General features: G+C 63.5%; 16 protein-coding genes. 9 read left to right on the top strand and 7 right to left on the bottom strand.

Features of this window, described 5'->3' with window-relative positions; genetic code table 11:
- Nucleotides 1-5: 5 nt before the first annotated feature.
- The 3 genes from O4220_RS01220 to O4220_RS01210 are packed head-to-tail and all read left to right on the top strand — an operon-like array spanning nt 6 to nt 2,700.
- On the top strand, nt 6-1,280 hold the full coding sequence (locus O4220_RS01220; RefSeq protein ID WP_269601728.1) for a sensor histidine kinase: 1,275 nt from the start codon (nt 6-8) through the stop codon (nt 1,278-1,280).
- A complete protein-coding gene (locus O4220_RS01215) occupies nt 1,271-1,927 on the top strand; it encodes a response regulator transcription factor (RefSeq protein ID WP_032378872.1) in 657 nt (218 codons plus the stop codon). The genes O4220_RS01220 and O4220_RS01215 overlap by 10 nt, the downstream gene beginning before the upstream one ends.
- On the top strand, nt 1,924-2,700 hold the full coding sequence (locus tag O4220_RS01210; RefSeq protein WP_269601727.1) for a DUF4097 family beta strand repeat-containing protein: 777 nt from the start codon (nt 1,924-1,926) through the stop codon (nt 2,698-2,700). Before O4220_RS01215 ends, O4220_RS01210 begins: the two co-directional genes overlap by 4 nt.
- Before the next feature lie 6 nt (nt 2,701-2,706).
- Here the strand turns inward: O4220_RS01210 and O4220_RS01205 are convergent, their stop codons facing one another.
- Both O4220_RS01205 and O4220_RS01200 read right to left on the bottom strand, forming a co-directional pair.
- Nucleotides 2,707-3,927, bottom strand: coding sequence for an FAD-binding domain-containing protein (locus O4220_RS01205; protein WP_269601726.1), 1,221 nt, complete (start codon nt 3,925-3,927; stop codon nt 2,707-2,709).
- Nucleotides 3,928-3,969: 42 nt separating this feature from the next.
- Nucleotides 3,970-4,257 carry an FmdB family zinc ribbon protein gene (locus O4220_RS01200; RefSeq protein WP_269601725.1) on the bottom strand — a complete coding sequence of 96 codons (288 nt, stop codon included), beginning with the start codon at nt 4,255-4,257 and terminating at the stop codon, nt 3,970-3,972.
- A gap of 140 nt (nt 4,258-4,397) precedes the next feature.
- On the opposite strand from O4220_RS01200, the gene fmdA reads away from it, so the two are divergent.
- The 5 genes from fmdA (at nt 4,398) to O4220_RS01175 (ending at nt 9,377) form a co-directional block, all read left to right on the top strand.
- Nucleotides 4,398-5,651 (top strand): formamidase, encoded by a 1,254-nt coding sequence (fmdA, locus tag O4220_RS01195; protein ID WP_269601724.1) that lies wholly within the window; start codon nt 4,398-4,400, stop codon nt 5,649-5,651.
- Between the two features lie 15 nt (nt 5,652-5,666).
- Nucleotides 5,667-6,164: a hypothetical protein gene (locus O4220_RS01190; RefSeq protein ID WP_269601723.1), complete on the top strand. Its 498-nt coding sequence runs from the start codon at nt 5,667-5,669 to the stop codon at nt 6,162-6,164.
- A 40-nt stretch (nt 6,165-6,204) separates the two neighbouring features.
- A complete protein-coding gene (locus O4220_RS01185) occupies nt 6,205-7,017 on the top strand; it encodes a MerR family DNA-binding transcriptional regulator (protein ID WP_269601722.1) in 813 nt (270 codons plus the stop codon).
- A 79-nt stretch (nt 7,018-7,096) separates the two neighbouring features.
- Nucleotides 7,097-8,902, top strand: a complete 1,806-nt coding sequence (locus tag O4220_RS01180) for an HNH endonuclease signature motif containing protein (RefSeq protein WP_269601721.1) — start codon at nt 7,097-7,099, stop codon at nt 8,900-8,902.
- A 46-nt stretch (nt 8,903-8,948) separates the two neighbouring features.
- Entirely contained in the window at nt 8,949-9,377 is a 429-nt protein-coding gene (locus tag O4220_RS01175; RefSeq protein ID WP_269601720.1) for a hypothetical protein, read from the top strand.
- A 4-nt stretch (nt 9,378-9,381) separates the two neighbouring features.
- On the opposite strand, the gene O4220_RS01170 is transcribed toward O4220_RS01175, so the two are convergent.
- The 3 genes from O4220_RS01170 to O4220_RS01160 form a co-directional block, all read right to left on the bottom strand.
- Nucleotides 9,382-9,579 (bottom strand): PLD nuclease N-terminal domain-containing protein, encoded by a 198-nt coding sequence (locus O4220_RS01170; protein ID WP_269601719.1) that lies wholly within the window; start codon nt 9,577-9,579, stop codon nt 9,382-9,384.
- Nucleotides 9,580-9,594: 15 nt separating this feature from the next.
- Nucleotides 9,595-10,551 (bottom strand): ABC transporter substrate-binding protein, encoded by a 957-nt coding sequence (locus tag O4220_RS01165; RefSeq protein WP_269601718.1) that lies wholly within the window; start codon nt 10,549-10,551, stop codon nt 9,595-9,597.
- A 79-nt stretch (nt 10,552-10,630) separates the two neighbouring features.
- Complete coding sequence (locus O4220_RS01160) at nt 10,631-12,145, bottom strand: hypothetical protein (protein WP_269601717.1); 1,515 nt, start codon at nt 12,143-12,145, stop codon at nt 10,631-10,633.
- Nucleotides 12,146-12,240: 95 nt separating this feature from the next.
- On the opposite strand from O4220_RS01160, the gene O4220_RS01155 reads away from it, so the two are divergent.
- Nucleotides 12,241-12,480 carry a PLDc N-terminal domain-containing protein gene (locus O4220_RS01155; RefSeq protein ID WP_269601716.1) on the top strand — a complete coding sequence of 80 codons (240 nt, stop codon included), beginning with the start codon at nt 12,241-12,243 and terminating at the stop codon, nt 12,478-12,480.
- Here O4220_RS01155 and O4220_RS01150 read toward each other — a convergent pair.
- A complete protein-coding gene (locus O4220_RS01150; RefSeq protein ID WP_269601715.1) occupies nt 12,462-12,935 on the bottom strand; it encodes a GNAT family N-acetyltransferase in 474 nt (157 codons plus the stop codon). The genes O4220_RS01155 and O4220_RS01150 overlap by 19 nt on opposite strands.
- Nucleotides 12,901-13,875 carry an aldo/keto reductase gene (locus tag O4220_RS01145; protein WP_269601714.1) on the bottom strand — a complete coding sequence of 325 codons (975 nt, stop codon included), beginning with the start codon at nt 13,873-13,875 and terminating at the stop codon, nt 12,901-12,903. Before O4220_RS01145 ends, O4220_RS01150 begins: the two co-directional genes overlap by 35 nt.
- Between the last annotated feature and the right edge of the window lie 9 nt (nt 13,876-13,884).

Below are 13,884 nucleotides of genomic sequence, written 5' to 3'. Positions count from 1 at the left end.
TCCGCATGAACCAGCCCTTACCGATTCCCCTGAATCCGCTCAGAGCATGGATTTCGCAACAGTGGTGGCTGGCCATGGCCTCGCTGCTGGCGACAACGTTGGCCGGCCTCGGCGGTTGGCTGGTCGTCGGTCTGATCGTGCTCGCGGTGTTCGCGTTGCCGTTCGCCCTCAGTGGTGTGCTCGTCTTCGTGTTCACGATCGTGATCCTTCGGTGGCTGGACATCGCGGCGCGGGCCGGCATCGGCGTCACCAGTGGCCTCGACATCACCAAGCCTGCGGTCATTGTTTATCCCACCAGCTGGCAGAAGCTGGTGTGGTGCGTGCGCGACATCGGGTTGTGGAAGTCGTTGGTCTACTGGTTTACTCGCATCCCGATTTCGGCCGCGCTGCTGTTCTTGCTTCCGGCGCTGTTCCTCGCCCTTCCCATTCTGGCGGCGGCGCCGGTCGCGTGGTTGGTCACCGACCCCGAGGGCACCGGACTGGAGATCGCCGAACGGGTGGACTTCCCGTTGGTCGCGTTGGTAGGTGCAGTGGCTCTGGCGGTGTTCGTTGCCGGCGTTCCTCCTCTGACAACTCTGCTCGCGAAGCTCGATTGGTGGAGCGCAGCAGCGCTACTCGGTCAGTCCGAGTCGAGCAGGCGGGTGGACGAGTTGACCGTGAGCCGCGCTCGCGTCGTCGATGCTGCCGACGCCGAGCGGCGACGCATCGAACGAGACCTGCACGACGGTGCCCAGCAACGGTTGGTCTCGGTCGCAATGTCTCTGGGGCAAGCCAAGTCTCGCGCGTCGGCTACCGACGACGTGGTGTTGAAAGGGCTGATCGACGATGCACATCGTGAGGCCAAGAATGCAATCGGTGAGATACGGACGCTGACGCGTGGACTGCATCCACCGATCCTGACCGATCGTGGACTCGACGCAGCACTGTCGTCGGTCGCGGCGTTGTCGACGGTTCCGGTGACCATCGACATCGACCCCGCTCTCACCGGTGAGCGGCGTCTGAATGCAACTGCAGAATCGACGGTGTACTTCGTCGTATCCGAGACCTTGACCAATGTCGGCAAGCACGCGAGCGCGAACCACGTGCAAGTGGATGTCGTCCGCGGCGAGTCGTCCATCGCAGTGACCGTGATCGACGACGGTTGTGGCGGTGCGTATCTCGAACCCGGAGGCGGATTGGCCGGACTCGCCGACAGGCTCACTGGAATCGACGGAACCCTGACGCTGACCTCGCCGTCCGGTGGACCGACACGAGTGGAGGTGACCATCCCGTGCGAGTGATCATTGCCGACGACTCGGTACTGCTGCGCGAGGGTGTTGCGCGACTGTTGGTCGACACCGGAGCAGAGGTGATCGGCAAAGTGGGTGATGCGGCGCAGCTTCTGACGCTGATGTCGGCCACCGAACCTCTGCCCGACGTCTGCATCATCGATGTACGGATGCCTCCGACATTTCTCGACGAGGGACTGCGCGCGGCCCTCGTCATTCGTGAGCGTTGGCCCGACGTCGGCGTACTGGTGCTTTCGCAGTACGTCGAGGAGAGGTATGCGGCCGAACTGATTCGGCAGAGCACGGACGGCGTCGGATATCTGCTCAAGGATCGCGTCGCGGACGTCGACGAATTTGCCGACGCGGTACAAACCGTCGCCGACGGCGGAACGGTCATCGATCCCGAAGTGGTGCAGCAGATCCTGGCGCGCGCGCCACGATCGGATCCACTGGACTCGTTGACGCCGCGAGAGCGAGACGTGTTGACGGCCATGGCCGAAGGCAAGTCCAATGCCGGCATCGCGGCCACCCTTGTCGTCGGTCAAGCGGCCGTCGAAAAGCACATCGGAAACATCTTCGCCAAACTCGGTTTGCTCGGTGACAGTGCTGATCACCGCCGGGTCATGGCCGTACTACGATACCTGGGAGCAATTCGATGAATCGAATACCATTGTTACGCAACGTTGTAGCTATAACTACTGCAGCGGTGGTGATCGGTCTGGCCGGAGCCGGAACGACAGCCGCGATCGCGCTCGGCTTCTCGGTTCCGAAGACTCAGAACTACGACTACTCGGTAGACCACGTGATCGAGGGCTCGCACTTGGCTGTGACGACCGGGTTCGCCCATCTGACCTTCGTGCCCAGCCCTGATGACTCGCTGCATGTTCGGGCTCACGGTATCTACCGAGGAGAGAGCCCCACGATCGATATCGCCCCGGACGGATCGACCGTGGCGGTGGAATGCTCCTACGACAAATACGGATCATGCGACGCCGACGTCGAATTGCAGATACCGGCAGATCTGACCCTTACGGTCGACGGCGCAAACGGCGACGTCGTGTTGTCCGACGTCGATGCTGACGTGGACATCTCGACAGGATCGGGATCGGTGTTCGCCCGTGGATCGGCGGGAACCCTGCTCGTCGACACGCGTTTCGGGGACGTGAAGATCAGCGATGCCACGGCGACCGCTGTCGAGGTGAGTACGACCTTCGGCGAGATCACCGTCGAATCGCGGACTGCGCCGGAATCGCTGAACGCGCGCAATGTAATCGGTGACATCACGATCGGGCTACCACCCGCCGATTCCTATGCCGTCGAGGCAGCATCCGAGAAGGGCGAAGCCGTGATCGACGTTATCGACGACCCGCGATCACCGAAGTCGGTTTCCGCCACCAGTGAGGAGGGGCAGATCGAAGTGCGAGCACGGTAGCGCGCATCAATGACTGCGCCGCCACGCGCTGAACGAACGGACCGAGGATGTGGTGGGACGCGTCAGCCAGGGCCACGGATGCAACTCGACCGGGGCGATGGCGTCGGCGATGCGGGAAAAGCCGGGAACGGGCGCCCACGTTGCGGCCAACGACCGTCCGGAGAGCTCATCGGCCACTCGGCCTCGTCGCACTTCCAACGGGCGGGACGACGCGATCTCGCCGAGCGTCTCGGCGAGAAAGACCAGTCGCTTCCCGGAGAGGCGAAGCTTTCGCAACAGGGGTTCGTCGAACACGAAGACGGCAGGTCGCTCGGGATTCGCAGCCATGGCGGGGTCTGCGGTGCCGAGCGATTCGGCAGTCAGCCAGACCTGTTCTGCACCATCACCTTCCATGTGTGCCGGGCCCGCGGGTACCGGTGCCTTGTTGAGATCGGGGCCGTCGACTGCCGGTCCGAGATCGTCGTCGGGCCAATTCTCGATGGGGCACGCGTCTTTCAGCGCGCAGTTGCGGCACAGGGATGGTGCGCGCTTGTTCACCTGCCATCGACTGAAGCCGTAGACCTTCCCACTTCCGGTACCGACGGTCCACTGCCAGCCGAGGCGGTTCGCGGCGCGAGAGCCGTCGAGCAGGTGGGCGAACATCTCGTCTTCGCCGTCCCGCCACGTTGCTCCGGCGCGGACTGCCCATTGGGAGGCGAGCCACATGCGGGTTTGGTTGACCAGCCAACCGTCGTCGTGCAATTCACCCACCACAGAGGACATGCAGTTCATCTCCGCGGGCCACGGGTGCGCGGTCCAGCCCAGCGGTCGCGGCTGCTCACGCCGTAGCGAACGGCCGAGATCCGATCCGGTGCGTGCGTAGAGGTGGCGGGCGTACTCCTGCCACATCAGTTCGTCGCGATAGCGGGAACGATCGCGTGGAGGAGCGTCGGCTACCGCGTCCCAGACTTCTCGTAGCGTCAGCAGTCCGTGGCGAATGTACGGCGACATGCGGCTGGCACCGCGGCGATTCACCGGGAGGACGGTGCTGCGGTCGCGGGCGTAGCCGGTGATATCGAGTCCGGCCAGGGCAGTATCGGCAGCGGACTGCCCGCCGCGGATGCCACCCGCCGTGATGCGATCCGGCCCCTCGCGCGTCAGATCACCCAGATGCTCGGCAACCCAGGCGACGACATCGTCGGTGGCGGCGCCGTCGGCGATGGACGGGGGAGGGGGTAGCTCGGGCATGCCGTCGGACTTCCCCGTCGGCCCGGAAGAGAAACGCAGCTGTCAGGGGCGGGGCAGGCGGCGGTGGAGCGGGTTCGATGTGGTTGGGCTCGAGGCCCGACCTGTCGCTGGGATGGAGGAGACCACTGTCGGTGTGTCGGCGGTAGCGCGTGAGGCGTCGTGCGCCTTCATCGCAGCGCTGTTTCCTCGGCCGAGGGCGGGAGAAGAGATCTGTCGTGCGGCTGCCTCGCCGCATTCCGGGCACAACACCTCGCCGGGAACGTCGGCCATGGTGAATCTCTGCTCGACGGGGGCGCAACGCTGTGCGCAGCGGAAGCTGTAGGTGGGCACGCATCCGAGAGTAGCGCGAGGTGCCGAATCAGTCGCGTTCCGGCGCAACGTCATACAAGATTTACACGGCATATCGGGCCGGATACTCCACGACGGTGCAATGATCGAGGGAGGAGAATCCGCGCAACCGGAGGTGCCTCGTGCCCGAACTGCTGTTTCCGCTCGACTCGACGAAGAGTTTCACCGAACAGGAGATCGTCGGCCACAACCGATGGCATCCCGATATCCCGGCGGCGGTTACGGTCAAACCCGGCACGTCTTTTCGAGCGCATTGTCGCGAATGGTTCGACGGGGCAATCCACAATGACGATTCGGCCGAGGACATCCTGAATGCGCCGCTCAACAACGTGCACACGCTGTCCGGGCCGTTCCACATCGAGGGAGCCGAGCCCGGTGATCTGTTGATCGTCGATATTCTCGACGTCGGTCCGATCCCGCAGGAGGATTCGGGTCCGCTGGCCGGTCAGGGCTGGGGTTACACGGGCATCTTCGCCAAGCAGAACGGCGGCGGGTTCCTCACCGATCGATTCCCCGACGCGTACAAGGCGATCTGGGATTTTTCCGGGCAGACCACAACGTCTCGCCACGTCCCGCACGTGAAGTACACCGGTATCACCCACCCTGGCCTGATGGGGACTGCGCCGTCGGCGCAATTGTTGGCGAAATGGAACGCCCGTGAAGGTGCACTGATCGCCACCGACCCCAACCGTGTCCCGCCGCTGGCTTTGGCACCCGAACTCGACGGGGCAATCCTGGGATCACTGAGCGGTGACGAGTTCTCCCGCGTTGCAGGTGAAGCCGCGCGCACGGCACCGCCCCGTGAGAACGGCGGAAATCAGGACATCAAGAACCTGACCAAGGGCACCCGCGTCTTCTATCCGGTGTTCGTGCCGGGGGCGAAGTTGTCGTTCGGAGACTTGCACTTCTCGCAGGGAGACGGAGAGATCACGTTCTGCGGAGCCATCGAAATGGGCGGCTTCATGGACCTGCACGTCGACCTGATCAAGGGTGGCATGGAGACCTACGGGGTGAGCGAGAACGCGATCTTCATGCCGGGCAACACCGCACCGCAGTACTCGGAATGGATTGCCTTCTCCGGTATTTCGGTGACCGTCGACGGTGAGCAGAAGTATCTGGACTCCGACTTGTCGTACCAGAACGCATGTATGCACGCGATCGACTACCTCACCAAGTTCGGCTACAGCCCCGAACAGGCATATCTGTTACTGGGATCGGCCCCGATCGAAGGACGCCTGTCCGGGGTGGTGGACATCCCGAACTCCTGTGCCACCGTGTACATCCCCACGGCAATCTTCGATTTTCCGATTGCGCCGTCGGCCAGCGGACCGTTCCAAATCGACCCGGGGATGGGAGCGCCTCGGGCGCAGTTCTGATCGACTTCGCCTGATATGTCGCAACTGTGGATGCTCGAGGACATGGAACCGTGGCCTGACGAGCCTGCCGTAGGCGCGGTGTTCACACCTACGACGTACTGGGCGTCACCCGAGCAGATGGAACTGCCCGCGAAGGTGTGTACCGAGGTGCCGGCTCGAGTCGAGGCCGTTGATATCGATGGCAGAACGGAGTGGGTAGCTCACGTCGACGACGGCTTCACCACGATGATGGGTGACGGTGCGGTGGTCGGTGATGTCACGCTGCACGGCTGCCTGATGTGGGACAGATACCTGTGGTTGGACTTTCGCTCGAAACCGCGGGGCAGTCTCCGCGTCCTGGATCGGGCGGGTCTGCTCGCGCAACGCCGGCAGTTGATCCCGACTCGCCACCTCGGCGCGTTCAGTGTGACGTACAGCGGTGCGCTGGAGTACCACCAAAGGGGTTCGATACCTGAGGGATTCGGGGTTCGATGGAAGGCATCGATTGTCGAGACTGTTACGTCGGGTAGCTGAGGCTTGACCCTCCCGCTACAGGAGGTTGGATGGTGGAACCATGATGAAAATTGGCGAGTTCGCGGCGGTGACCGGGTTGAGCGTGAAAGCGCTGCGGCACTACGACGAAAAGGGTGTCTTGGTGCCGTCAGCAACCGACGAGCAGTCCGGATACCGCTTTTACGATGAACGGCAGGTTCGGGCCGGAATAGTTGTTCGGGCACTCCGAAATGCGGAGGTCCCACTTCCGGCTGTGGCAGCGGCGCTCGCAACCGGTTCCGCTGATCACATTCTTGCTGTCCACCACGAGCGACGAGTTGCTGATGGGATGCGAGAGGATCGAGCTGTCGAGGAAGCAGGAGTTCAGTTGCGAGCTCTGGCAGTTCCGGTGACCGTTGTCGAAAGACACGGGGCTGCACAACCATTCGTGGGTCGGATTATGACTGTCGATGACGACGATCAGGGAAGGTCGGATGACGACGCCGATTCTGCGTTCATGGAGCTGTTCGCGCAGTTGCAGGCCGCCGGTCTGGGGCCGATCGGACCTCCGTGGACTTCGTTCTCGATAACCGATGAGGGGCAGTCCGAGCTGATCCTGTGCTGGCCGACCAAGGAGCTGCTCGCCGACTGGAGGGATACTCACACAGTCGTAGGCGAGCTGCCGGCGCGTAACGAGCTCGTCGCCTCATGGATTGCAGCCGACGCGGAGGCCATCCCGTCAGGAACCATGAACCCGGCCGTCGTGGCACTGTACGACCAAGTTGGTCTCGGGGGTGTGATCCCCGAATCTACCGAGATTCGGCAGGCATCGATCGGCTCGGATGGCCGAGGCATCGAGGTCGCGATGACGATCTCGACGGATGTCGGACACTAGCTGTTCCGAGGACAATCTGATCGCAACTCTGGGAACGTGTGTTCGAATACTTGTCGGTGGGTCGCGATAGATTCTGTTCATGCTTTCGGGGGACGGCGGATCAGGGGTGGACGGCATCGAGACGGTGCCGCCCGCCCCTGAGCTGTCCGATCCAGAACTATCGATGCTGATCGATCGTGTCGAGTCCGCCGTCGCCGACTTGGCCGAACAGGCGTCGGTGTCGTGGACCAATGCCGACCGGCGTGCGGTGATCCAACGCATGGAAACTGTGTCGCGGTCGTTGACGGCGCATTCGTACACCTGGCTCAACGAACTGATCGCTCAGCACGGCCTCGATGTGTATCCGGGATCGGTGCCGTGCTCGGTGGCATGGATGCTGCGCATCACCCCACGCGCGGCCGGGGCACGGGTGCGGCTGGCCGCGGAGTTGGGTGACCGGACAGCGTTGTCGGGTGAAGTACTGCCTCCACTGTTGCCGCACACCGCTGCCGCGCTGCGGGCGGGGTTGCTCGATGCCAAGCATGTGCAGATGATTCGCGAATTCTTCCGACATCTGCCCGCGAGTGTCGATCCGCAGACCTGCGACTTCGCCGAAGAGCAGTTGGTGGGCTTGGCCTCGACCAGACGGCCCGACGACTTCGCGCCGTTGGTCGCGCACCTGGACTCGATCCTCGACCCTGACGGCGACTTCGACGAGGACGAAGACGAGGACAAGAACGCGAAGCCGAGGCCACGCAAGCGACGCGATGCCTTCTTCTACCTCGGTGAACAGGGTTCCGACGGTATGTCGGAAGGGAAGTTCTGCGTCGACTCCGAACTACGGGCCTACCTCGAAGCTCTGTTCTCGAAAGCTGCGAAACCGGGAGTGAACAACCCGGCCGACCCGACATCGGTCGTCCACGAGGGCGAAGCTGACAGCAAGTCCACTGCATCGCAGCCCGAGCCGGCGTCGGGTGATGCGGGGTCGGGTGATGCGGGGTTGTGGGACAACACGGGTTGCGATGGTCACGGCGCCTGCGGTGGCGGTGCCGACTGTGGTTGCGGCACAGCACCAGACGGCAACGATGACTGCGATGACGTTGCCGAACCCGACGACGGTGAATTCGATGGCGCTGCTGAATCAGACAACTCGCCTGGGTCCGCTACCGATGTCGACGATGCAGGTCCGGACACCGCCTCACCGGACACCCCACCGAACACCGCAGTGCGCGACGCTGCCGCCGCCCGGGATCGACGCACCCAGAACGAACGCCGCCACGACGCCTTGAAGATGGCACTGCGGCACACACTCGCCTCCGGGACCCTCGGCACCCACCGCGGACTGCCCGTCACCGCCATCGTCACCATGACCCTCAAAGATCTCGAATCGGGCTGCGGATACGCCATGACCGGCACCGGATCCCGCGTGTCCAACCGCGATGCGATCCGCATGGCTTCGCACGCCCACCACTACCTGACCATCTTCGACGACAACGGCCGAGCCCTCTACCTCGGCCGATCCAAACGCATCGCCTCCGCCGACCAACGCATCGTCCTCATCGCCCGCGACCGCGGCTGCAGCTTCCCCTCCTGCACCCGGCCCGCGACCTGGTGTCAGTCCCACCACGTCGACGACTGGACCACCGGTGGCCTCACCGACATCGACGCCCTCACCTTCGGATGCGACATGCACCACGCACTCGTCGGCACCGGCCCCGGCAAGTGGGCGACCACCAAAACCGCAGCAGGACATAGCTATCCGGGCCGCACCCTCTGGCACCCACCATCAGGAATGGACCCCACGCGCTGCGGGCTGATCAACCACGCACACCATCCCGAGGAGGTGCTGTACCCACCCGAACAGCACGACGACACCGGCGACGAGGAACCACGACAACCCGCGTGACGACCCACACCAGCATCACGGCACAGCTCTGCCTATCCGTCGGTACATGGCCGCCGTCGAACCGGTCGTGCGCGAAAAAAAGAAGGCTCCCGAGTCGGTACCTGCGTACGGTGGGTCGATGATGGTTCTCGCGAGCAGGACTGCGGTGTTGTCGCCGCCGGTCTTCTTCGTCTGGAAGGCACTTATGCACCCAGATGTGCATCCCAAGAATCAGGGGTTCGCCTGGCCGGTGATGTTCGAGGGTGCCACTCTGCCTCGAATTGTCGAGAGCAGCGAGTTCGACCGCGTCGTATGGAGTTCGCCGTGGCCGAGTGTCCCCGACGTCCTGTTGCAGTTCGATCTGACCGGAGCAACCCGGCTGCGGTGGACGCTGTTGGCCCACACGCCCGCGCCCGACCCACAGACCGTCGAGTGGCTCCGAGACCAAGTGAGCCATCTGGTGAACATCGACCTGCGAAATGCGACTGGATACTGAACTGTCATCGGTTGCCGCCGCTCGGTCCGTAGGGATAGCGCTTGCCGACGGCGAACCACAGGATCGGCCCGATGATCGGCAAGATGAACGCGACGAATGCCCATGCCAGCTTGGCAACCAACCCTGTACTGGGGTCACGGAGGATCGAGGCAAGTGCCATGGCGTACAAAGCGATTGCAATCGCGCCACCGGTAGAAACCATGGCTCCTAACGTAGCTCAATCCGCGTTGCGAACAACCTCGATCAGCCTGTTCGCGAAACTGGTTGCGGTGATGAGCAATCCGTTGTTCAGTTGTGGATCCAGTACGGCACTGCGACCTGCGGCGACAGCGGGGAGGTTCTGCCACGCTGCGATTCCGTCGATCTGGGTTGGATCGGTCGTCTGGTGAAAGATGAACTCCGCGTCCACGATCTGGTTCAGATTCTCGACCGACAGGCGATAGTTCCCCTCCTCGTCCTCGGGGTTGTTGTGCAACACAGTGAATCCCATGTCCGTGGCCACCGCATTACCGAGGTAGTTGGTCCACACGATCACGTATCCCTTGGCAACCGGTTCGCTGGTGATGAGAGCGATTCTGCGACCGTTCGTGACCGCGGTCGCGTCGTCGATAGTCCGCTGGTACTCGTCCAGACGCGGCTGCACAGTGTCGAGTAGACCGATGGCCGAGAACTGGTCGACGGTGTACCGCTCGAAATCGGGTTCGTTCACTTCGACGGGAAGGACCGGCGCGATCTTGGTGAGCTGGTCGTTTCCGTACCAGTCGAGTCGCCACCCGTTGGCACGCATCACGATGAGATCAGGTGACAGCGCCGCGATCTCCTCTGCCGTGGGACCGTCGGGTCCACCGATGACCTGGGTCTGCGCGTCGAGCAGTCCCTCGAACTGTCCCGCGGGACGCGCGCCGGGCTGGAATGTGTTCCCCGTTGCGATGACGGGATATTCAGCGAGCAAGGCGAATTCGAGATCTCCCCGCCCCTCCATCACAATGACCCGAGTGGGGCGTAAGGGAACGGTGACATCGAATCCGTCGCCCGTCATCCGCACTGTCTGCGAGATCGCGGCCGCCGCGTCCTGGCTCCGAGGCGAGCAGGCCGTAGCGAGTGCAACCGCGCCGGCAGCCAGGAAGAACCCTCGGCGATCGAGCGTTGTGGACGACAGAATTCGAGATGGCATTGGGATAGGCTACCCTTTGTCATCCTGCGTGGATGGTCGGACCAGTGCGGCGCGACCTACCCGACTCGGAGAAGTTCGGTCACAGTCCTTCGGGCCGTGAATCCGCCAGCATTCGAGCAACATGGAGAGGGATGGGACTCTTCATCACCGGATCGTCGTGTCGAAGTGCTTGGACTCCACGCGCGATGACCAGGATCCGATCGGTGTCGTCGACTGCGACGTTCGGTCTGGTTGCAAATACCGGGACACTCGTCAGCGGCGTCAAAGTCGGTGCGTCGTAGACGGTGAACAACCAGAACTGTTGGGTTCGTTCGTAGTGCACTGGGCCAGGGAGCGGCCACCAACCCGTCGACGAGGTGCCATCGGGCGGATGTCCGATCGTCCATGCGAACCTGCCCAGCTGGCCACCATGGAACTGACTGCGGCCCAGTTGGGCTCCGTCGTCGCGAATGCTGAGATCGGGTTCGACGAAGGCGACATCGACACCTCGAATCAAGCGCACGGGATCGCCTGCAAGATAGGGATTTCCGTGGCCGCGAGGTAGCTGAGGAATGATGGGGCCGATCGTCGAGCGTCCCGCACTCGTCACCCGCACCAGACGAACCGCTGACTCTCCGCGAAGTTGAACGCACACGATCCAGGTATCATGTTCCACCGCAATTGAATTGACGTAACCATCGAGTGCCGCAACGTCGGTGGACCCGCTTCCGGGTGTGTACATGCGCCACGTCGGGTCGCCGGTGCAGACCAGCAACCGGTCGCCGTTGACGGCTCCGACGTGCGCCGGCAGGGGATCGATACGAACCGCTTCGTGGCCGCGGGGAATCCAGAGCATTCCATCCACTCCGCCGACCCAGCACCCCGTATCGGTGGCCCAGATGGAACGGGTGCCAGCGACTTTGGCCGGTAGAACATGCTCGGCGGCAGCCCCTTCCGTATCGATGCTGACGACCAAGGGGAGTTCGGCGTCCAGAACCCAGGTGACGCCGCCGGCAGCGGCTACGTCGCCCGGCACGATGCTCGGGCGGGTCGGTAGAGGTGGAACGTCGTCGAGATCGAGAGTGACCATGACGCTGTTCTCCTGGTCGACGGGGCCACCGCCCTCTTGTATCGACTCGTTGCCGAAAATTCGGCGGACTTCCTCCACGTCGCGGGTGGCGCGGTACCCAGGGCGAATCACCCAACCCTCGCCGGGAACCAACTGGTAGCGCTCCGACACCAGCTGAGCGCGGGTCACCCGACCGCGAAAGCGTCCCTCGGTGTCGTAACCGAAGACGCCGTAGAAGCGTCCGGTGAGCTCGACTTGACCTGTGCGGGGAATGAACCCGCGCCACGACGCTGTCCAGCCGTCGCCGCGAAGCAGTCCGGTCCACTCCCAGCGGCGCGGGGAGTTCTGGCCTGTGTACTGCAAGACCGGATCCAGGCCGGACGGCTCGAGCATCGCCTCGATCCTGACGATATCCGCTTCGGTCTCGGATAGCTCCACGAAACTCAGTGGGCCGGTCAGAACCGCGCCCACCCGCGGCGCGGCGATCTCACCGTCGCCGATTACCGATGACGAGATGTGCACGACGAGCGTGCGATGGCCGCTCATGCGCCTTTCAACGAGGTCATGGGGTGAGGCTACTCGTCGCGTATCGCTGAGCACGACCGATAGGCTGGCTGTTCGAGGCGAAGGGACGGCAAGACATGAACGGCAGTAATCCCACCGTGCCGCTTGGGTTCGATCTCGCCTGGATGGCCGCGATCGTGGTGTGGCTACTGCTCGTCGGAGTTGCGTGGGTATCGATTCTGCGTACTTCCCACCGCCGGCGCGGTGCCGCATTCTGGTGGTGTCTGCTCGTAGTGCTCATGCCGTTCACCGGCGCGCTGATTTGGTTCTTGGCTCGACCGAAAACCTCTGGGTCCGATCAGCGAACGAGTTCGTAGCGGGCCAGCCACAACCCCGGCAGAACCTGCTGATTCTCGGTGTGCACGAAGCCGAACGACTCGTAGAGTCTGCGCGCAGGCGCATTGTCCCGTCCGGTTGCCACCTGTATACGGCGTCCCACAATCGAATCGATCGTCACCTCGACCAACGCTCGTCCGATGCCCTGGCGGTGAACGTGTGGAGACACCACCAGACGGTCGATCGCGGCCTCGGACCATGCTGCGGCCCCGAGAATTTCGTCACCCTGCCGCGCGACGAGCCAGTGGACCTGTGCGGCACACAGATCGTCCACCGACTCGTGCAGCAAAGGGATTCGGTCGTCGCCGATCAGCCTCGCTTCGACCGCATACGAACTCTTCTGCACTGCGAGAATGTGCTCGGCGAGGGGCCGATCTGCGACGGGGTCGACGCGAACGATCTCAATAACGGCCGCCAGCGGGAGCCGGTAGGGCATCGAGTGCAGCGAGGTGGTCCGGGCTCAAGGTGAGTGAGGCCGCGCCCGCGTTTTCGTCCAGACGCGAGGTGCGTCGGGTGCCCGGGATCGGCACCACGTGCTCGCCCTGCGCCAGAACCCACGCCAAGGCCACCTGCGCCGGTGTTGCACCGAGCTCGTCGGCGACGGCTGCGATAGCGTCGACGATCACGAGATTCGCATCCAGGTTGTCTTGACTGAAGCGTGGCAGCCGAGCTCGGAAATCATCTGCAGCGGGTGCTGTTCCGCGAAAGTTACCGGTCAGGAAGCCGCGGCCCAGTGGTGAGAACGGCACGAATGCCGCACCGTTGTCTTGCGTCCACTTCAGCGACGTAGCGAGGTGATCGCGCGTCCACAGGGACAACTCCGACTGCACCGCAGAAATCGGATGCACCTGCTGGGCACGATCGAGCTGCTCGACGCTGAACTCCGAGACACCCAGTGCGCGAACCTTTCCGGCCTGCACGGCCTCGGCCATCGCGCCGATGCTGTCTTCGACATCTACCTCGGGGTCGGGACGGTGCAGGTAGTACAGATCGATGTGGTCGACGGCCAGGCGGCGCAGCGAATCGTCGATCGCCGAACGTAAGTGTTCCGGCTTGCCGTTGGGGCCCGAAATGACCGGCTCTCCGGCGTCGCCGACGTGGGAGACGAGACCACCCTTGGTCGCGAGGATCACCTCGTCGCGTCGGCTACCGATGGCTGCGCCGACGACTTCCTCGTTGGTGAACGGTCCGTACACATCGGCCGTGTCGATGAAATTCACACCCAGGTCCAGGGCGTGCCCGATGACGCGATCGGGGGTCTCCGTCTGATCGTCGGCCTTGTATGCCCAGGTCATTCCCATGCATCCCAGGCCGATGGCACCGACTTCGGGTCCGCCGTTCCAGAGAGTTCGGGTCGGTATGGTGCGTGCGCTCATGTACTCGAC

It is taken from the genome of Rhodococcus ruber, from assembly GCF_027270735.1.
Classification (GTDB): Bacteria; Actinomycetota; Actinomycetes; order Mycobacteriales; family Mycobacteriaceae; genus Rhodococcoides; species Rhodococcoides rubrum_A.
The sequence above is the reverse complement of the archived record's forward strand: the minus strand, read 5'-3'. Positions and strand labels throughout refer to the sequence as shown.